The organism is Caulobacter sp. ALps2 (assembly GCF_058681635.1).
The window spans coordinates 4514174-4532796 of record NZ_CM178743.1; the positions used below are offsets into that span (position 1 = coordinate 4514174).

The following is an 18623-nucleotide window of genomic DNA, read 5'->3' on the forward strand; positions in this document are numbered from 1 at the left end:
ATGGATCGAATTCGCGCTAAGTCGCGACAAATACCTTAAATCTCCTCTCGATATCTTTCGAGAACCTTCCGCATCATTCACGATCTATCGCGAACGCCATCGGCATTTCGCCTCACGGTACGACCCATGGGCCGCAGCCTTGGTCACCTCCCTCCCAGAACAACGCGAGGAGCAAAATGGACGAAGCTCTGAGTCGGCAAGCGCTCTACGACTTGCTCTGGTCTGAACCGATCAAAGCCGCTGCGCAGCGTCTTGGCGTGCCCGAGGTCGCGATCAAGAAAGCCTGCATGAGCGGCGACGTGCCGGTGCCATATTCCGGCTACTGGACCAAACTCGCGGCCGGGCAGCCGACCAGGCCCATTGCCCTGCCCTGCCGCACGCCCGGCGCAAACGAGATGCTGCGGATCGGCGAGCTGGACTATCAAGCCTCGCGGGCTACGCCGGAAGCACAGCTGGCTCAGCCCCTACCGAAACCGCCACGCTTCGATGAATCTCTGGAGAGCGTGCGCGCCCGATCGCAGGTGCGATTGGGCGCGGTCAAACACGTGCGCGACCTGTCCAGTCCATGGGCCGGGTTGCGTCAAATTCTCCAGGAGGACCAAAAGCGCGCCGCCCGCCAGCGGTCGGAGAAGTCGGCCTCCCCCTGGAACAAGCCGCTCTTTGAAAGCGGGTTCGAGAAACGGCGCTTGAGAATCCTCAACAGCCTGGGCCTGGGCATGGCCAAGGCGCGGGCCCGCATCGAGGTTCGCGGCAAGGCTGGCCGGGACGTCTCCGTCCTCGTCGGCGATACTCGGGTTCCGCTTCGCCTGGACCACCCGCTGGCGGAGCCGGACAGGCAAGGCCAGTGGCAAGTCCGACAAGGCCCTGCCGACACCTTGAGGCTGATGATCGGGCCGAGTACAGGCCGCGCGGACGGCTATCAGGTCTTCTGGGAAGATGTCGCCGATGATCCGCTTGAGGAGCGCCTGTCCGCCGTGGCCCTGGAAATCCTGGTGGCTGGCGAAGCGGAGTTTCGGGCGGAGGCCGCGCGCGCTCATGCCCGACAACTCCAGTACAGGGCGCAACTGGCTCAAACGATGGAAAGGCGACGGGTCGAGCCCAGGAAGCAACCCGATCCCCCGATCGCCTTCCCACAACAGGGGCGCCAACATCTGCTCACCCAAGCCGCAGAATGGCGCGCCGCCCAAGACGTCCGGGGCTTCGTGGCCGCAGCTCTCGCCCGATCAGATGCGACGCAGTCCCTCATGGCGTGGGCAACTTGGGCGCTGGCGGAAGCCGACGCGCTCGATCCAGTCACGTCCCAGGTCCCGATATTTTCCAAGGCGCTGAAAGCCTAGGGCACGGCTTGGCAGTGCGATGTCCCGCGCGGACTCGCCGATAAAATTTCATCCAGTGACTGTCTCCCATGAGCGTTTGAGACGTCTCAGAACGGCGCACCAGGTGATCTTGAGTGAGGAACGGTCATTGGCCAAAGGACCCGAAAACCCTACGACCCGCACTGTGACCGGTCCGAAGCGACGTTCGAGAAGAACGCCGGCAGTGATCGTGGTCACCGATGACTGGCCCGATGGCGTTCCTATAACCATCCAGGAGGTAAGGGTGATCGAGACCCATCTCAGCTCAGTCCTCGATGAGCTTTTAGGCCCCCTGCCCTAAGCGCAGCGCAAACTAACGCATCGCTGATATGCCAGCAGGAGCCGCCGCCGCTCGCAGACAGGTGGTTACAGGGCTGACCTAGAGCGGCAGAGGATCTTGATGTCAAACGCCCGTCGGCGTGGGCGAAAACCGCGCCATCAGATCGTAGACTTCACCTGGGAATAGCAGCCGAACACAGGTGATCTGGTCATCACCTCGCCACGTGCGACGCTCCAACGCCAAGCAAGCCGCGCTGGCGTTTATGCCAAGCAAATTGGCCGTGAAGCGTGAGACGTTGACGGCGCTGATGCGATGCTCGGCCTCGGTCCAAGCGACCGTCCCGAGCAGCCAGGCCCCTGGCGGCGCCCTTGAGAAATCTGCCTCCGCGGCGTCGGGCACGGCCGTCAGATTGATCACCCGTTCCTCCAGCGCGAACGGGCGCTCGTTGGAGCGATGCAGGCACGTCAAGGCCAGAACCCTACTCGAGGCGGTCAGGTCGAGTTTGGTCATTTCGACGCGATCAGGCCGCCGCAGCTGGCGTGACAGAAGTTCGTAGCGATAGGCCGCGCCGCGCCCGCTGATCTCGGCCTGGATGTCAGGGATATCCAGGACCACGGAATGGACCCTGGGGTGGCAGACGAAGGAGCCCGCCCCGCGCTGGCGGATGATCAGGCCCCGCTCGGCGAGCGGCGACAGCGCCTTGTTCACGGTCATTCGCGAGCAGCCGTACTGCGCCATCAGTTCGTGCTCGAAGGGGATCCGATGGCCCGGCGGCCAGGCGCCCGATCGGATGCGCTCGCCGATATCGGTTCGGATGCGCTGATGTAGCGTCGAGGGAGTGTCGCGGGCCATGGCCAAGGAGATCTCGCGGACGCAAGGGACGAGGTGGCGCGGGGCCGCGCTGGTGGCGGAGGCTAACGTGAGCGCAAGCGGTCCAGTCCGTCCAGAGCCCAGGCGAAATCCGATCGCCTGAAGCTGCGAAAGAGCAGGATGACTCCGCTGAGGGCCAACCAGGCGACGCCTGTCGCCACCGTGATGATCAGCGGGTGGTTGAAGCTGGTGCGATTGGAATAGTCCATGATGTGCAGCATCCAGAAGACGTCCCACAACCGCCAGGTGTCGGTTCGGCGTTCGACCACGTCGCCGGTGGCGGCGGCGACATAGAGGGTGGTGTGGTCCGCGTCGTTGAAGCTGGCCTTCCACAGGGGCAGGACCAGGCCGCGCGTCTCCAGGCCGTGCTGGGTCACCGGTTCGACGGCGGTGATCTTGCCATCGCCGACATAGGCGGCGTCGGCCAGGCCGCGCGCGGCGACGGCGTCGATGACCACCGGCCGGCCGGTGGTGGCGTCCAGCATCGAAGTCCCTGCGGAGGTCTTCGCCTCGTACACGTAGCGGCCGTTCAGCGGCCGCAGCTTGACGCTCTGGATTGGCGCGCCAACCAAGGTGGCTAGCTCGCCGATCGGCACGAGCTTCGTCGGCGCCGCCAAGGCAACAGGCGCACGCACAGTGTGCTCGCCCGAGACCTTGTGGTGGTCGAGCAAGGCCATCATCGCCCCGCTCACCGTCCATAGCAGGAACTGCAGGCCCAAGATCAGGCCAAACCATTTGTGCAGGGTGCGGATCAGCAACATGACGGTCTCACGCGGCGGCTTTGCGGGCCCGCCGACGACGGCGGAAACTGAAGATCAGGAGCCAGGCGCCGCTGGCGCAACTGGCCACGGCCGCCCAGGTGGCGACGCGCAGGAGCGTGTTGTTGACGTTCTCGCGCTCCTGGTAGTCCATGATGTGGAACATCCACACGAAGTCGAAGATGCGCCACAGGTCGTGGCGCTTGGCGACAAGCTCACCGGTCTGGGCCGAGATGTAGAGCGTCGGTCGCCACCAGCCCTGGAACTCGATGCGCCAGAGCGGCGCCGGACGACCGCGGATTTCCGGCGGCGCCTTGCCGAGCAACTCGACGGCTTTGATCGGCCCGACGCCGGCATAAAGCGCCTTGGCGCGAGCTTCCGCAGCGGCCTGGCCCAGCGGCGACAGCTTGTCGCCGGTGCGTGCGTCGAACAAGGCGCGCTCCGAGCCGCCCGTCACGACGTAGACCGGCTGACCCAACTGGGTCTCCAGCCGCACGGCCTGGCTAGGCGCCGCCGTCATCACCGCGCCGGGCTCGACCAGGTTGGCAAGCTCCAGCGGCGGCGATGGCGCGTGGCGCACCAGGTGGTCGCCATGGATGATGTCGAGATGGACGGCGGTCATGTAGAGGCCGCTGAAGGTCCAGAAGACCGCCTGCACGCCGATGACGAGGCCGAGCCATTTGTGAGTGTTCCGGGCGAGGGCCGGCCAACGCATAGTCTTCACCTGATCGAGAGGCGCCTGGCCGGCCCGCGAGGCCAGCCAGGCGCGGAGACGGACTAGTTGAACTTGTAGCTCAGCCGCACATAGCCCCGCCGACCCAGCAGGTCGTAGGTCATGGTGTCGGTGTTGCCGTCGGTCCAGCTCTGGATGAACGGCGCCTTCTTGTCGAAGAGGTTGTCGACGCCGACGGCGATGTCGGCCTGCCCCCCCAGCCGGTAGGCGAACTGGGCGTTGTGGTAGAAGACGTCGGGCGACTTGTAGCCGATCGCCGTGGGCGCGGCGTTGAAGTCGGTGGCCTCGCCGATCCACTGCACCGAATAGGTCCCCGTCCAGCGTTCGGCCATCAGCGAAAAGCTGCCATTGGAGCGCCAGTGCGGATAGCCGCCGTTGCCGCCGCCGATATGGCCGTCGAAGACGATAGGATCGGCGCCTTGGAACGGGGTCACCACATAGCTGTCGAGATAGGTGGTGTTCCAGTCGAGGCTGGCGCGCAGGCCCCGGATGTCGAAGTCATAGCGAACTCCGACATCGACGCCCTTCATCTTCTCCAGGCCGGCATTGGTCGGCTGGGCGGACAGATAAGTGATCTCGCCGGTCAGCGGACTGCGCGTGAAGTTAGCGGCGCCGCAGAACGGGTGAGCCAGGCTGGGGGTCGCATAGCAGACGGCCAACTTGGTGGAGCCGGGGATCGAGCGGATGGCGTCCTTGATCTCGATATCGAAGTAGTCGACCGTCACCGACAGGCCCGGGATGATCGGCGGTTGGATCACCGCCCCCAGCGTCAGGGTCTTGGCGGTTTCCGGCTGCAGGTTCTGGTTGCCGCCGACGGTCGTCAGCACCGTATTGCCCAGTTGGACGTAGTTGGCCGGAACGCCAGTGGCCTGGCAGTTGGCGATCAGGGTGGCGTTGCCGCTGCTGGCGTAGCGGCTGCACGGATCGGTGGTCGTCAGGTTGCCCTCGGCCACCCCGCCAAACAGCTCGGGCACGCTGGGGATGCGGAATCCGGTGCCGTAGGTGGCGCGCAGGCGTAGGCTCGGGACCACGGCCCAGTTGACACCAACCTTGTAGGTCTCGTTCGAGCCGAACAGGTCATAATCCGAGTAGCGGACCGCCGCGTCCAAATCCAGGCTCTGGACCATCGGCAGGTTGGCCAGCAGGGGCGCCGAAAGTTCCAGATAGGCTTCCTTGGCGGTCACCGAACCCGAGATCGGGTCCTGCTGGTTGGTGTTGGCGATGCCCAGCACCGTCAGGGCGTCGGGATCACGCCAGCCCTTTTCCTGGCGATAGACGACGCCGGCGGCCACCGCCAGACGGCCGGCAGGCAGGCTGAGCAGCGTGCCGGTGACATCGGCGGTGACGCTCTTTTGTTCGTTGCCGCCGGTGTCGCGGGAATTGAACAGGATGTATTTCAGGGCCGCGGGCGTCACATCTCCAGCGCCGAGATAGTCGATACAGGGGATCGCCGCGCCGGGCGTCGTGCTGCAGACGCTGGTGTTGACCGAGTTACGCACCCGCTCAAGATTGGCGATGTTGCTCATCGCATCGACGCCGGTGTTGCGGCCCCAGTTGGCCGCCGCCTCCCAGGTCCAGTCACCCGCCAGCGAACCGCGCGCGCCGCCGACGAAGCGGTAGGTGTCGGTCTCCTGCGAGAAGATCCGCGGCCCAGGTTCGGCCAGGCGGCGCTGCAGCAAGGTGATGTTCTGGCCCGTCGGATTGGTCGGGTTGCTGGCCGAGATGGCCAGGTTGCGCAGGGTTCCCGGCGTGGCGATCTGGTGGCTTTCACGGTGGGTGAAGAACAGCTCGCCAAACAGGGTGACGGTGTCGGTCAGCTTGTAGTCGGCCAGGAATGCGGTGCTGATCCGCTCGATCGGGCTGACGGCGTTGAGGAACGGGTTGGAGTTGAAGTTATGCTTGGCGGCGCTGTAGGGCTCGTAGAAATTGCCGTTGCCGCCGGGGGTCTGGTTGAAATTGATCTGCTGGCCATTGGGCAGCACGGCCCGGCCGCCGATGGTCGAAGCGCTGGAAATGCAGACAAGCTGGCCGCCGACCTCGCCCAGGCCGCAGGGCGCGCGGCTGGCCAGGTTGACCGCCTCGGTCTTCTGGTAGGTCAGCCCCGCCGTCACCCCGCCGCGTTCGTTGCGCATGCCCCAGAGCACGTCGACCGTATAGTCCTGGCCGTCGCCCTCGTCGGTGACGCCGTACTTGGCCGAGAGCTTCAGGCCCTCGAAGTTGTTCTGGGTGATGATGTTGACGACGCCGGCCACGGCGTCGGCGCCGTAGATCGCCGAGGCCCCGTCCTTGAGCACGTCGATGCGGCCGATGATCGCTGTCGGGATCATGTTCAGGTCGGGCGCGCTGTTGGCGCCGGTGCCGCCGTTCACCACCCGGCGGCCGTTGATCAGGGTCAGGGTGCGGTTGATGCCCAGGCCGCGCAGGTTGACCTGGGCGGTGCCGTAGCCGTTGCCGGTCCAATAGGCGTTGGTCTGGTTGCCGGCGTTGCCGGCCGAGGCCGGCAGGCGCTGCAACAGGGACTCGACATTGGTCAGGCCCGTCCGCTCGATCTGGTCCTGCGAAATCACGGTCGCCGGCCCAACCCCGGTGATGTCGGCGCGCTTGATTCGGCTGCCGGTGACGATCACCTCCTCGACCGTGGCCGTCTCGGTCGCTTGGGCGAAAGCCTGTCCGGCGCCGACCAGCGTCGCCATGGCGGCGACGCTCGCCAGCAGAGTTCGTTTGTCGATCAGTTTCATGGCGATCCCCTCACCTCATGGCCCCGTCCGCCGTCCCTTTGGCGGTCACGTCGGGCGAGGTTCCGGGTTCGTCCGGGATCAAGTCAATCTATGTATATACATTTGGGAGGAGGCAGACGGGGTCCATTCTTGCCATCACGCAACCCCGGAAACGAGATCATCCGTGGCATATCCAGTCTGCGCGGAAAATAATGCCCCAATTTTCCGCATTGCCCACGACGACATGACTATTTCACAAAAAATCATAATCAACGCCCTTCGAACACAAAGGCGCTGAAATTGTCACAAAATATCACCTCGTGAGGGATAGATAATCACCTCGCATGGCGACATGCTATACCATCATGGTAAGGTTTGGAGTTACCCGTTATCGAGTCACAGCCGTCAATCAACTCAGATGTACGAGCATTTGAACATTCCAATCATGGGAATGTTGAATTTTACTTTTACAGCACGGTAAGGTCTCGCCGTCAGACTGAACTTCCCTGAACCCACATGAAGCCTGGGCGCTCCGGCCAATCCCAGGGTTTCGGCCGCTCGGATCTGGGAGATCGCGATGCTCGAGACCCGATCCGTTCATCCGTGCGCGCTGGACAGCCAGGACGTCGAGACATGGCGCGCCATGGCCTCGGCGCATCCCGAGTTCCGCAACCCTCTGCTCGGCCCGGATTTCACCCAGGCGGTCGGCGCCCTTCGGCCCGATGCGCGCGTGGCGATCTTTCGGCGCCACGGCCGCGTGCTGGGCTACCTGCCCTATCATCGCCGGGCCTGCGGCCAAGCCTGGCCGATCGGCGCGCCGTTGTCGGACTATCACGCCCTGGTCGGCGTCGCCGACGCCGGGCTCGACGGCCGTGACGCCCTCGCCGCCGCCGGATTGTCGGCGTTCCGCTTCGGCGGCCTGGTCGATCCGTTCGGGGTGTTCGGCCCAGGCGCCGATCAGGTCGGCCATGTGATCGCGCCGGGCGACGGCCCCGAGGCCTATCTGGAGCAGGTCCGGGCGGCCAATCCCAAGAAGATCAAGAACTACCGCCGGCTGGGCGCCAAGCTGGAACGCGAGTGCGGCGCCGTGCGCCTGGTCGCCGACGACCGGTCACGACCGGCTTTCGACCAGTTGATCGCCTGGAAGCGCCAGCAGCTGATGCGCACCGGAACCCACGACTTCCTGGGCGCGGCTTGGTCGCGCGACCTGGTGACTGGGCTATTCGAAGGCCAACAGGGCGAGCTTCGCGGCCTGATGATCTGCCTCTATGCCGGCGACACCCTGGTGGCGGGGCATTTCGGCGTGCGGCAGGGCGAGGTCTTTCACCCTTGGATCGCCTCCACCCACCCAGACTATGGGCCTTGGTCTCCCGGGCATCAGCTCTTCCCGCGTGCGATCGCGGCCATGCCCGCCCTGGGCCTGACAACCTACGACCTCGGCTGCGGTCACGATCACTACAAGAGCGTCTACGCCTTGCGGACCCGCATCGTGACCGCAGGCCTGGCGACCGCCGGCAACCTGGCCGGCGACATCGCCCGCTCCATCGACGCCGCCTGGCTGCTGGCCGGCGCCGAAAGCCCCGGGCCGGTCGGCCGCCTGCGGCGACGGATGGACGCCATCGCCAAGGTCGACCTGACCCTGTCCGGCCGCCTGCGGGGCCTGGCCTTCGCCGTGGCCAGCCAAGACCGTCGGCGCCGCGCCACCGAACGCGAGCAGCCTTGAACCTGGCCGGGCCAGCGCGGAGGCCGATGCGGCGCACTCCAACAACGGCTCGCGCAGTCCTGCCTAGACGTCCGGAGGCTGCGATCCGGACCCCATGATCGCCTTTGCGCCGGTCGCGGGTAGCAAACGGTCGGCGCCGCGCCGAATCCATGTTCGCGCGGGTCTCTCGACGAAGACATGCACAGCGAACGCGGCAACGAGCGTGAGCATGAGCAGGCACGATACCTCCCACCACGCCAGCACATAGGCGCTCGGCCGCTGCGTCAGAGCGGAATTGACGCCCTTCCATCCAATCAGAATAGGCATGTGGACCAAGTACAAGGCGTAGGAGGCCTCGCCTGCGGCCAGCATCGATGGCCGGGCGACCGCGCGATCAGCGCCCGATTTCGACAGAAGGGCCAGACTGAGGACCAAGGGCCCCGCCGCAGCCACCACGATCCGCTCGTCCGCTTTGAAGTGCATGAGCAGCAACAGAATGATCGTCGACAGCCAGGCCGCGCCGATCGCTTGGCGCCGTGTGAGCCGCATCCGCTGTCCCAACCGGTAGAGGCCTATGCCATAGAGAAACTCGGGTATGATCCGCAGCACACCCATGTTCAGTTGGGCGTGGACGACCAGGTCGCCAAACACCGCCTGGTAGATCAAATCCAGCGCCAGGAAGACCAGCGCCGACAGGGCGAGCAGGATCCATGGTCGACGGGCCAGAACGAGGCCGATCCAGGCAAAGGCGGGAAAGGCGAGATAGGCGAACCATTCGGCGGAGAGCGACCACGAGGGGCCGTTCCATTCCGCCACGACGGTTTCAGGCAACCAAGCATGCACCAGCAGGACGGTCGTGAGCAGACCGAGAGGATTGTAGAGCCGCCGATCAAACTCCGCGCCGATCAGGGTTCCCGCGCCAACCATCACCAGCACGAACCCCAAAACGGCGATGTGGGCCGGGTAGACGCGTGCGAAGCGCGCCGCCAAGAAGCGGCGGTAGTTCAGCCGCCTTTCTACCAGCGCCTGACGATAGGCATGGGTGAGAACGAAGCCGGACAAGATGAAGAAGGCGTCGACGCCGAGCCCGGCTCGATCGAGGATCCCGGTCGAGGCCATGGCGTCCCAAGGCCATTGGAGTTGATAGTGGAAGAGCACCACCCCCATGGCGAGCGCAAAGCGGACCGAGGTCAGCGCGGGCAGATCGTTCGGGAAGGGCGTAGCTTCGCGTTTAAGCGGCTTGGCTGATCGCATTCTGGTCCCCACCCTGTCGTGTCCATACGCGCGGGGGAGAGGTCAGCCCTCATCCTTCCTGCTCGGCCGCGAGCCCGACGATCTTCCGCGCCGCTGAAGGCGCGGCGAGGTCCCGAATATTGAGCATGCGGCAAAAATCGGCTGGATCGGCGAGGGCTATGATCGTGTTGAAACGTAGTGACCAGGACGGGATTGCTCTAGCCGCATCCTGGTCACCAGTCGCAGGATCTCGGATGATGACTCAATTTGACCGTCGGCAGCTGTTGCGCGGAGCCGCCGCGGTGGGCGCGGGCCTGGCGACCGGGGCTCTTCTCCCGACCTGGGCGCAGAGCGCGACGCAGGGCCTCGGCTCCACCCTGCCCACGGTTTCGGGACAGGATATCAAGCTGACCATCGGCCATTCCGAGGTAACGATCGACGGTAAGACGAGCCACGCGGTGACCATCAACGGCACGGTGCCCGGCCCCCTGATCCGCCTGAAGGAAGGCCAGACCGTCCGGCTCTCGGTGACCAACACTCTGGACGAGGAGACCTCGATCCACTGGCACGGGTTGCTCGTGCCTTTCCAGATGGACGGCGTGCCAGGCGTCAGCTTCCCCGGCATCCCGCCCGGCGAGACCTTCGTCTACGAATTCCCGGTCAAGCAATCGGGCACCTACTGGTATCATAGCCATTCGGGCCTGCAGGAGGCCGAGGGGCACTACGGCCCCCTCGTCATCGAGCCGGCCGGGCCCGATCCGGTCGCCTATGATCGTGAGCATGTGATCGTGCTCTCCGATTTCAGCTTCATGCACCCCCACCTGATCTTCCAGCGCATGAAGCAGCAGGCCGGCGTGTTCAATTACCAGAAGCAGACCCTCTCCAGCCTGATGGCCGGCAAGGACCAGACACTCCAGGAGCGGATGGAGTGGGGGAAGATGCGCATGGACCCCACCGACATTTCCGACGTCACCGGCGCGGTGATGACGTTCCTGGTCAACGGCCACGGCCCCGCCGACAACTGGACCGGCCTGTTCACGCCGGGCGAGCGGGTGCGCCTGCGGTTCATCAACACCGCCGCCCAGATGATGTTCAACGTGCGGATTCCCGGCCTGAAGCTGACCGTGGTGGCCGCCGACGGCCAGACGGTGCGTCCCGTCGAAGTCGACGAGTTCCAGATCGGCAACGCCGAGACCTACGACGTCATCGTCCAACCCACCGAGGACAAGGCCTTCACGCTCGTCGCCGAGGCCGTCGACCGCTCGGGCATGGCGCGCGCCACGCTGGCACCGCGCGCGGGGATGACCGCGCCGGTCCCGCCCCTGCGCGAGCGGCCCCTGGCCACCATGAAGGACATGGGCATGGACATGGGCAACATGGACATGGGCGGCATGGATATGAGCAGTCCAGGCGCGATGCAGGGGATGGACCACGCCGCCATGGGTCATGAGATGGCGGGCATGAGTCCGCCACCGGGTATGGCCGCGCCCAAACCCCGCGGGTCGGACGCCATGGGCGATATGGGCGGCATGAAGATGTCGATGCGGGACGGGGCCAACGCGCCCCAGATCAAGCTCGGCCCCGGGGTCCAGACGATCGCGCCGATGCCCATGGATCGCACTGGCGAGCCTGGGCAGGGCCTGGAAAGCGTCGGCCATCGGGTGCTGGTCTACAAGGACCTCGTCGCCTTGACACAAAACCCCGACGTGCGCGCGCCGACGCGGGCGCTGGAGATCCGGCTGACCGGGAACATGGAGCGTTTCATGTGGGGGTTCGACGGGCAGAAGTTCAGCGAGACCACCAAGCCCTACGCCTTCGAAAAGAACGAGCGAGTCCGGGTCACCCTGGTCAACGACACCATGATGGCACACCCAATCCACCTGCACGGCCACTTCTTCGAGCTGACCCATGCGCCGGTCGGCTACGGCCCGCGAAAACATACGGTCATCGTGCTGCCGGGCGGCAAGGTGTCGTGGGACTTCACAGCCGACCCGGGTGATTGGGCCTTCCACTGCCACATGCTCTACCACATGCACGCGGGCATGTTCCAAGTGTTCAGCGTGCGGCCGCTTGAAGGAGCCGCAGCATGAAGACCGCAGCTTTGATCGGCCTCCTGCCGCTGATGTTGGGCGCGCCGGCGCTGGCTCAGACCATGGACCATTCGATGATGCCGGGCATGCAGATGCCCGCGCCCACGGCCAAGCCGGTTGCCAAAAAACCGCCTGCCCAGAAGCCGGTCGTCAAGAAGAAGGCGGCCCCTCGGAAGGCCGCTGCGCCACGGACGACGGCCAAGCCCGCCGCCGGGCGCGCCATGGGCGCGATGGCCAGGCCATCGCCCGCCAGCGGCCAGGTCGCCGATCCCCACGCTGGCCACGACATGAGCACGATGGCCATGCCCGCCGCCCCGACGGGCCAGGACATGGGGGCCATGCCGATGCCTGCCACGTCCGCCGATCCGCACGCCGGCCACGACATGGCCGCGATGCCCATGCCAGGGATGAACACGGACCAGGCCATGAGTTCGATGGCTGACATGGGCGATATTCCCAATACGCCGCCGCCGCCCGCGCCCACCGACCATGCAGCCGACAATGTCTTTGACCCGACGGGCATGGCCAAGGCGCGCGCGCAGCTGCGTAAGGAACACGGCGGTGGCGTCACCTCGCTGGTGATGGCCAATTTCGCCGAATGGGCGCCACGTTCGGGCAAGGACAGTTATCGCTGGGAGGGCGAAGCCTGGTTTGGCGGCGACATCAACCGCCTGACGCTCAAATCGGAAGGCGAAGGCCTCAGTGGCGATGGGCTGAACCGCGCCGAACTTCAAGCGCTCTATTCGCGCAGCGTCGGGCCGTACTTCAATCTCCAGGCCGGTGTGCGCCATGACTTCGAGCCCAGGCCTTCACGGACCTATGCGACTATCGGCTTCGAGGGCCTCGCGCCCTATTGGTTCGAGGTCAGCGGCGCGGCGTTCCTGTCCAACAAAGGCGACCTGTCGGCGCGTTTGGAGGGCTACTACGATCAGCGCCTGACTCAGCGCCTGATCATTCAGCCGCGCGCCGAACTCAATCTCGCCGCCTCGAACGACCGGGCGACCGGCGTCGGCTCCGGTTTGTCGGATGTCGAGCTTGGCCTGCGCCTGCGTTACGAGATCCGCCGCGAGTTCGCGCCCTATGTCGGCGTCACCTACGACCGCAAGTTCGGCAAGACCGCCGACTACGCCCGAACCGGCGGCGAGGATGTCGAAGACGCTCGCGTCGTACTGGGCCTTCGCGCCTGGTTCTAGAACGGCCTCAGCGCCCATCGGTTGGAGATCTGAATGACACGTTCGATATCGCTCTTAGCCGCGGTCGTGCTTGTGGCGGCGAGCGCCGCGCAGGCCCACGAACCGGCCAAGACAGCAGCCCCATCAGGCCAGGTGTCGCCGTCGGCCCGCGCCGCTCGACAGGCGGTGGAAGGGTTCCACGCGGCTCTGGCCGCGGGCGAGACGCAACGGGCCTTGGACTATCTGGCGCCTGATGTCCTCATTGTCGAGGAGGGCGGCGCGGAGCGTTCGCGGGCCGAATATGCCAGCCATCACTTGGCGGCCGACGCCGCCTTCACCCACGCGGTGCCCAGCACGCCGCTGGCCAGCACCGGTGAGGCGATCGGCGACTTGGCCTACATCGTCACCGAGAGCCGCATGACCGGGACCTACAACGGCAAGCCGGTGGACAGGCTGTCAGCCGAATCCATGATGCTGCGCAACGGACCCGCGGGATGGAAGATCGTCCACATCCATTGGTCGTCGCGCGCCGCCAAACCCAAATAGCCTCAGGCACAATCACGGTGCGGCGAGGGATGGACGCCGGCTGGCGCGTAGACGTTGCAAGGATCACATCCAAGATCGGCGTCCTGGCCGCCGATCGTTTCGCGGAGCCGAACGATGACCGAGAAGCAGCGTCTCGATTTCAAGCGGCACTTTCCGAGCCTGCCCTTCGTCGCGGTCGCGGCCCTGTTGATTGGCGGGATCGTCGGCGCGGGTCTCTACGCCGGGCTCTACAATATCGGCGCCGATGTTCCGCACACAAAGCCGACCTATTGGATGATCCAAAGCCTCCGCGACCGCTCCATCGCCGTGCGCGCTCGCAACATCAAGGTCCCGGCCGACCTCAATGACCCCAAGCGCATCGCCGTCGGCGCGGGCCTCTACACCGAGATGTGCAGCGGCTGCCATCTAGGACCAGGGCTTGAGAAGACCGAGATCAGCCAGGGTCTCTACCCGCAAGCGCCCGAACTCTACCGCACCTTGGGTCATAGCCCGGCCCAGGAGTTCTGGATGATCAAGCATGGGGTGAAGATGACCGCCATGCCTGCCTGGGGCCGCACCCACAGCGACGAATTGATGTGGGACATGGTCGCCTTCGTGCGCCAATTGCCATCGATGTCGCCCGAACAATACCAGGCCGCCATCAAGAGCGCCCCGGAAGATCACGACGCGATGATGCGTGACATGCCGGGGATGTCGAACATGCCGATGCCCGCCGGCAAACCTTAGCCTCGCCCGGCGCCTTGGCCTTGGAACCGCAGGACCTCCCAATGACACGTTTCACCCCGGTCTCGCCCATGGCCCGGCGCACCGTTCTGCTGGGCGCGGCTGCGGCGGCCACCCTGCTCGCCGGCTGCGCCAAAGCCGCCGACCCGCTCGCCATTCAGGTCTACAAGACGCCGGTCTGCGCCTGCTGCGGTAAGTGGATCGACGCCCTGGCGTCGGCTGGCCTCAAGCCGCGGGTATCGGTTCTCAACGATCTGACGAGCGTGCGGGCGACCTATGGAGTGCCCGACGCGCTGTCGTCCTGCCACACCGCGCGGATCGGCGGCTACACTATCGAAGGCCATGTTCCACCGGCCGATATCCTGCGGCTGCTGAGAGAACGGCCCAAGGCGCTGGGCCTGGTGCTGCCAGGCATGCCGATCGGTTCGCCCGGTATGGAAATCGCGGGAGCGCCCTCCGAATCCTATGCCACTCTTTTGCTGCTGGACGCCAAGGGCTCCACGCGCGTTTTCGCGCGCCATGGCTGACCGCGGACTTCGCGATCGGGAGAATTCTTCACGGCGTCGCGAGGGCTCGGCTCTGAATGGCGCGTATCATCATCGGGCGACCGGGGCGTCGTCTCCTGGAGACAAGTCATGACCACCAAGACCACCTCGACCCTGCTGGCGACGATCGCCGCCGGCGCCATGCTCCTGGGTGCGTCCCAGGCGCTCGCCCACGCCAAGCTGGTGACCGCCAATCCGGCGCCCAACGCCACGGTCGCCGCCCCCAAGGCGCTGAACCTGAAGTTCAGCGAAAAGTTGGAACCGAAATTTTCGGGCTTCGAGATCGCCAACGCCGCCGGCGCGGCTGTCTCGATCAAGACGACGGTCGCCGCCGACGGCATGGGTCTGGAGGGCGCGCTGGCCGCTCCGCTCGCGCCCGGCGCCTATAAGGTCACCTGGCACGCCGTCACCGCCGACGCGCACCGCATGAACGGCGCCTACACCTTCACGGTGCGCTAGGCCCATGATCGAACTGGCCGTCGTTCTCGCGCGCCTGGTCCAGTACATCGGCGCGGCGGTCCTATTCGGATCGCCGCTCTTTTGTCTCTATGGCTTGGCGAGTGGCGGGGTCACGATGATCTGGCCGAGACGCCTGGTCCTGGCTGGCGGCGTGGCCGTGATGATCGGATCGGGTCTGGCCCTGCTGGCCCAGACCGCGATGATGGCCGGAAGCGCGGCCGACGCCTTTGATCGCGAGACCCTGGCGATGGTCGCGACCGGCACGCAATTTGGCCTGTCGGTGATCGTCCGCTTGATCGCGGGTCTCGCCGCCGTGATTGTCGCCCTGGGCGGCCGCCCCTCGCGCGCCTTGTGGTCGGCCGCGTCCGCCCTGGGCGCCATTGCCCTGGGCAGCTTCGCCTGGAGCGGACATGGCGCCGACGGCGCGGGCCTGAGCGGCGCGTTCAAGCTGGTCGCCGACATCGTCCACCTGCTGGCGGCCGGTGTCTGGCTGGGCGCCCTGGCGGCCTTGGCGGCCCTGATCCTTGGCGCTCGCACCCCGAGCGAGACGTCGTTGCGCGAACTCCACCAGGCCCTTGAGGGGTTTTCCGGCGTCGGTTCGCTGGTCGTCGCGGCCCTGGTGCTGACCGGCCTGGTCAATGTCTGGTTCCTCGTCGGGCCGAGCCAAATTGTCTTGGCGGCCTCGACCGCGTGGGGCGTGGCGCTGCTGGCCAAGCTGGTCGTCTTTGGCTTGATGCTCAGCCTGGCCGCGCTCAACCGTTTCGCGCTCACGCCTCGGCTGGAGCGGGATATGGCCCGCGCCAGGGGGACCTCAGCGCTTTCCGCGCTCAAACGCAGCGTGGCGCTGGAATCGGCCGCCGGGCTCGGGGTGCTCGCGCTCGTCGCCTGGCTGGGCACGTTGGCCCCGCCAGCGGCCCTCTAGCATCTACCGCACAATGGATATGGCCGGCAAAGGGCGGCCACTCGGCGGGCTCGGCGGTCACCTCCTGCTCGGCTCCGTTCTTTGGGGCCTTGCCGCATCAGGGCGCTTCGAAATCGCCTTGGGCCGATTGCTTGAGGGATAGACCCAACCGGACGCGTATCCCTCGAAGCGTTTCCTTGTGAGACCTCTTGATGCATGGCCGGTGCTTACACGACGGGACACTCCAAGCTGTGGCGCGTCAGCGGGCGGCGGCTTCACGGCAGTGGGGTGTTCCAAGCCTGCGCAGCGCCGGCAAAACACTGATGAAGCGCCCCCCTCGTCCATCCCAGCGGCTTGATCACGCGCGGAGATTGGCATGAGCGTTAGCGATGGGAATGCCCGCGCGGCCTCGAAGGCGAGCGCGCTTGGGGCCCTGATGATGCGCCAGGCGAGCGGCTACGCCATCGTGTTGCTGGATCCGCAAGGCGTCATCCTCGATATGAACAACGCGACCGAGGTCGTCGGATATTGGCCTCCCGAACAAGTGCGTGGGCGTTCCCACGAACTCTTCTACCCGCCCGACGGAATTGCCGAGGGACGGCCCGCGGCCGATCTGTCTGCCGCAGTGAAGGACGGCCTCCTGGAACGTGACGCTTGGCGCGTTTGTCACGACGGTTCCGAGTATCTTGCACGGCTGACGATAAACGCGCTGTGGGACGAGAGCGGCGTCCTGCGGGGCTTTAGCTGCATCGCGCGCGACATCACCGTGGATGTTGCCGTGCGGGCGTCGATCGAGGCCCGAGAGCAGCATCTGCAGTCCATACTCGCCACCGTTCCCGACGCCATGATCATCATCGACGAGCGAGGTACGATTACCTCGTTCAGCGCGGCGGCCGAGCGCCTGTTCGGCTACGGGGAAAGCGAGCTGCTCGGCAGGAACATCTCCTGTCTCATGCCGGAGCCTGACCGCGGCCGCCACGACCAGTATATCGCCCACTATCTCGAAACCGGCGAGCGCCGCGTCATCGGAATGGGTCGCGTGGTGGTGGGCCAGCGCCGTGACGGGACCACCTTTCCCATGGAGCTATCCGTCGGCCAGGCCGGCGAGGACGGCAGCCGGATCTTCACCGGCTTCGTTCGGGACCTGACCGCGAAGGAGCGTGACGAGCTCAGGCTCAAGGAACTGCAGGCGGAACTCGTTCACGTCTCGCGACTGAGCGCCATGGGCACTATGGCCTCCACCCTCGCCCACGAAATCAACCAGCCTTTGACGGCGGTGGCCAACTACCTTGAGACAATCCGCGATCTGCTGATCGGCGACGCCGAGATCGACCACTCCCTATTGCGCGAGGCCGTTGGGGAAGCCGCGAGCGAGACGTTGCGCGCAGGATTTATCGTTCGCCGGCTTCGGGATTTCGTCGCGCGCGGCGACGTGGACAAGAGCATCGAGGACCTACCCCGGCTGATCGAGGAAGCCGGCAATCTGGCTCTGGTCGGTGCGCGAGAGCGCGGCGTCAGGAGCTTTTTCAGGTTCGATCTCGAGGCTACGCCGGCCCTCGTCGATCGCGTGCAGATCCAGCAAGTCCTCGTGAACCTCATGCGCAACGCCGTAGAGGCCATGGCGGAATCAGAGGTGCGAGAACTGACCGTGTCGACCTTGCTCCGGCCCGACGGCGCGATCGAGGTGTCGGTCGAGGATACGGGGCCCGGCATTTCCGACGAGATCGCGCCTCGACTGTTCCAGGCTTTCGTCAGCAGCAAGGCCGAAGGCATGGGTCTTGGCCTGTCGATCTGCCGAACGATCATCGAGGCGCATGGCGGACGCATCTTGGCCGACGCGTTGCCGGGCGGCGGCACGGCCTTCCGATTCACACTCATTCATGGGCGGGCGGACGAAGAGAAATGAGAGACAAGCGGATCGTCCATCTCGTCGACGACGAGGAGGCCATAAGAAAGTCCGCAGGGTTCCTGCTGCGGTCCTCGGGCTATCTCGTCCATAGCTACGCGTCCGGCGTAGAGTTCCTGAAGGTCGCCCGGAACGCCGAGGTCGGTTGCGTGCTTCTCGATGTCCGGATGCCTGACATGGACGGGCTTCAGGTGCAGACCGAGATGGCCGCTCGTGGGGTCAACATGCCCGTTGTGGTGGTCACCGGACACGGAGACGTCTCGATCGCCGTGCAGGCGATGAAGGCCGGAGCCATCGACTTCCTTGAGAAGCCCTTCGAGAAGGCGGCCGTGCTCGACGCCGTCGCGCGGGCGTTCGCCCGGCTCGACAATGCCGACATTCGAGCGACGGAAGAGGCCGAAGCGCTGGTGCGCGTTGCAGCGCTAACGCCGCGCGAACAGGAAATCCTGGAGGGTCTGGCCCAAGGCTACCCCAACAAGACTATCGCCTATGATCTGGGCGTGTCTTCGCGCACCGTGGAAGTTCACCGCGCGAGCTTGATGACGAAATTGGGAGTTCACTGCCTTTCCGACGCGCTGAGGATCGCCTTTGCGGCCGGTATGGGGGCGTCCTCCAAGCGCTAGGACGTTTACG

General features: G+C 65.6%; 16 protein-coding genes. 11 read left to right on the forward strand and 5 right to left on the reverse strand.

The genetic code is table 11. The annotated features are described in order from the left end of the window. Positions 1–176 precede the first annotated feature (176 nt). Positions 177–1337, forward strand: a complete 1161-nt coding sequence (locus ACW173_RS21155; RefSeq protein ID WP_492082034.1) for a hypothetical protein — start codon at positions 177–179, stop codon at positions 1335–1337. A gap of 421 nt (positions 1338–1758) precedes the next feature. On the opposite strand, the gene hutC is transcribed toward ACW173_RS21155, so the two are convergent. The 4 genes from hutC to ACW173_RS21175 form a co-directional block, all read right to left on the reverse strand. Further along, complete coding sequence (gene hutC / locus ACW173_RS21160; protein WP_099582280.1) at positions 1759–2487, reverse strand: histidine utilization transcriptional repressor HutC; 729 nt, start codon at positions 2485–2487, stop codon at positions 1759–1761. Between the two features lie 62 nt (positions 2488–2549). Next, positions 2550–3266: a PepSY domain-containing protein gene (locus ACW173_RS21165; protein ID WP_492082035.1), complete on the reverse strand. Its 717-nt coding sequence runs from the start codon at positions 3264–3266 to the stop codon at positions 2550–2552. A 7-nt stretch (positions 3267–3273) separates the two neighbouring features. Further along, positions 3274–3978 carry a hypothetical protein gene (locus ACW173_RS21170; RefSeq protein WP_492082036.1) on the reverse strand — a complete coding sequence of 235 codons (705 nt, stop codon included), beginning with the start codon at positions 3976–3978 and terminating at the stop codon, positions 3274–3276. A gap of 62 nt (positions 3979–4040) precedes the next feature. Beyond that, entirely contained in the window at positions 4041–6734 is a 2694-nt protein-coding gene (locus ACW173_RS21175) for a TonB-dependent receptor (protein WP_492082037.1), read from the reverse strand. Positions 6735–7290: 556 nt separating this feature from the next. Between ACW173_RS21175 and ACW173_RS21180 the strand changes: the two genes are divergently transcribed. Next, positions 7291–8436 (forward strand): GNAT family N-acetyltransferase, encoded by a 1146-nt coding sequence (locus ACW173_RS21180; RefSeq protein WP_492082038.1) that lies wholly within the window; start codon positions 7291–7293, stop codon positions 8434–8436. A 63-nt stretch (positions 8437–8499) separates the two neighbouring features. Here the strand turns inward: ACW173_RS21180 and ACW173_RS21185 are convergent, their stop codons facing one another. Further along, positions 8500–9669, reverse strand: coding sequence for an acyltransferase family protein (locus ACW173_RS21185; RefSeq protein ID WP_492082039.1), 1170 nt, complete (start codon positions 9667–9669; stop codon positions 8500–8502). Positions 9670–9902: 233 nt separating this feature from the next. Between ACW173_RS21185 and ACW173_RS21190 the strand changes: the two genes are divergently transcribed. From ACW173_RS21190 to ACW173_RS21230, 9 genes are all read left to right on the forward strand, one after another. After that, the gene (locus tag ACW173_RS21190) at positions 9903–11738 is read left to right on the forward strand and encodes a copper resistance system multicopper oxidase (protein WP_492082040.1); all 1836 of its coding nucleotides are present in this window, start codon (positions 9903–9905) and stop codon (positions 11736–11738) included. Then, positions 11735–12931, forward strand: coding sequence for a copper resistance protein B (locus ACW173_RS21195; RefSeq protein WP_492082041.1), 1197 nt, complete (start codon positions 11735–11737; stop codon positions 12929–12931). The genes ACW173_RS21190 and ACW173_RS21195 overlap by 4 nt, the downstream gene beginning before the upstream one ends. Positions 12932–12964: 33 nt before the next feature. Then, a complete protein-coding gene (locus ACW173_RS21200) occupies positions 12965–13456 on the forward strand; it encodes a YybH family protein (RefSeq protein WP_099578302.1) in 492 nt (163 codons plus the stop codon). 114 nt (positions 13457–13570) lie between these two features. After that, complete coding sequence (locus tag ACW173_RS21205; protein ID WP_012286381.1) at positions 13571–14182, forward strand: c-type cytochrome; 612 nt, start codon at positions 13571–13573, stop codon at positions 14180–14182. A 41-nt stretch (positions 14183–14223) separates the two neighbouring features. Then, the gene (locus tag ACW173_RS21210) at positions 14224–14706 is read left to right on the forward strand and encodes a DUF411 domain-containing protein (RefSeq protein ID WP_492082042.1); all 483 of its coding nucleotides are present in this window, start codon (positions 14224–14226) and stop codon (positions 14704–14706) included. A gap of 108 nt (positions 14707–14814) precedes the next feature. Further along, complete coding sequence (gene copC, locus ACW173_RS21215) at positions 14815–15183, forward strand: copper homeostasis periplasmic binding protein CopC (RefSeq protein ID WP_492082043.1); 369 nt, start codon at positions 14815–14817, stop codon at positions 15181–15183. A 4-nt stretch (positions 15184–15187) separates the two neighbouring features. Then, positions 15188–16105 carry a copper homeostasis membrane protein CopD gene (copD, locus tag ACW173_RS21220; RefSeq protein ID WP_492082044.1) on the forward strand — a complete coding sequence of 306 codons (918 nt, stop codon included), beginning with the start codon at positions 15188–15190 and terminating at the stop codon, positions 16103–16105. Positions 16106–16460: 355 nt separating this feature from the next. Beyond that, entirely contained in the window at positions 16461–17990 is a 1530-nt protein-coding gene (locus tag ACW173_RS21225) for a PAS domain S-box protein (RefSeq protein ID WP_492082045.1), read from the forward strand. Continuing rightward, positions 17987–18613 carry a response regulator transcription factor gene (locus tag ACW173_RS21230; RefSeq protein ID WP_012286376.1) on the forward strand — a complete coding sequence of 209 codons (627 nt, stop codon included), beginning with the start codon at positions 17987–17989 and terminating at the stop codon, positions 18611–18613. The genes ACW173_RS21225 and ACW173_RS21230 overlap by 4 nt, the downstream gene beginning before the upstream one ends. Positions 18614–18623: the final 10 nt, after the last annotated feature.

What these genes read in the sequence shown, in the direction of transcription:
- copD (WP_492082044.1), top strand. Translation starts at nt 15,188, where the DNA reads ATGATCGAACTGGCCGTCGTTCTCGCGCGCCTGGTCCAGTACATCGGC.
- ACW173_RS21170 (WP_492082036.1), bottom strand. Translation starts at nt 3,978, where the DNA reads ATGCGTTGGCCGGCCCTCGCCCGGAACACTCACAAATGGCTCGGCCTC.
- hutC (WP_099582280.1), bottom strand. Translation starts at nt 2,487, where the DNA reads ATGGCCCGCGACACTCCCTCGACGCTACATCAGCGCATCCGAACCGAT.
- ACW173_RS21165 (WP_492082035.1), bottom strand. Translation starts at nt 3,266, where the DNA reads ATGTTGCTGATCCGCACCCTGCACAAATGGTTTGGCCTGATCTTGGGC.
- ACW173_RS21200 (WP_099578302.1), top strand. Translation starts at nt 12,965, where the DNA reads ATGACACGTTCGATATCGCTCTTAGCCGCGGTCGTGCTTGTGGCGGCG.
- ACW173_RS21225 (WP_492082045.1), top strand. Translation starts at nt 16,461, where the DNA reads ATGAGCGTTAGCGATGGGAATGCCCGCGCGGCCTCGAAGGCGAGCGCG.
- ACW173_RS21190 (WP_492082040.1), top strand. Translation starts at nt 9,903, where the DNA reads ATGATGACTCAATTTGACCGTCGGCAGCTGTTGCGCGGAGCCGCCGCG.
- ACW173_RS21195 (WP_492082041.1), top strand. Translation starts at nt 11,735, where the DNA reads ATGAAGACCGCAGCTTTGATCGGCCTCCTGCCGCTGATGTTGGGCGCG.
- ACW173_RS21210 (WP_492082042.1), top strand. Translation starts at nt 14,224, where the DNA reads ATGACACGTTTCACCCCGGTCTCGCCCATGGCCCGGCGCACCGTTCTG.
- ACW173_RS21185 (WP_492082039.1), bottom strand. Translation starts at nt 9,669, where the DNA reads ATGCGATCAGCCAAGCCGCTTAAACGCGAAGCTACGCCCTTCCCGAAC.
- ACW173_RS21175 (WP_492082037.1), bottom strand. Translation starts at nt 6,734, where the DNA reads ATGAAACTGATCGACAAACGAACTCTGCTGGCGAGCGTCGCCGCCATG.
- ACW173_RS21205 (WP_012286381.1), top strand. Translation starts at nt 13,571, where the DNA reads ATGACCGAGAAGCAGCGTCTCGATTTCAAGCGGCACTTTCCGAGCCTG.
- ACW173_RS21230 (WP_012286376.1), top strand. Translation starts at nt 17,987, where the DNA reads ATGAGAGACAAGCGGATCGTCCATCTCGTCGACGACGAGGAGGCCATA.
- ACW173_RS21180 (WP_492082038.1), top strand. Translation starts at nt 7,291, where the DNA reads ATGCTCGAGACCCGATCCGTTCATCCGTGCGCGCTGGACAGCCAGGAC.
- copC (WP_492082043.1), top strand. Translation starts at nt 14,815, where the DNA reads ATGACCACCAAGACCACCTCGACCCTGCTGGCGACGATCGCCGCCGGC.
- ACW173_RS21155 (WP_492082034.1), top strand. Translation starts at nt 177, where the DNA reads ATGGACGAAGCTCTGAGTCGGCAAGCGCTCTACGACTTGCTCTGGTCT.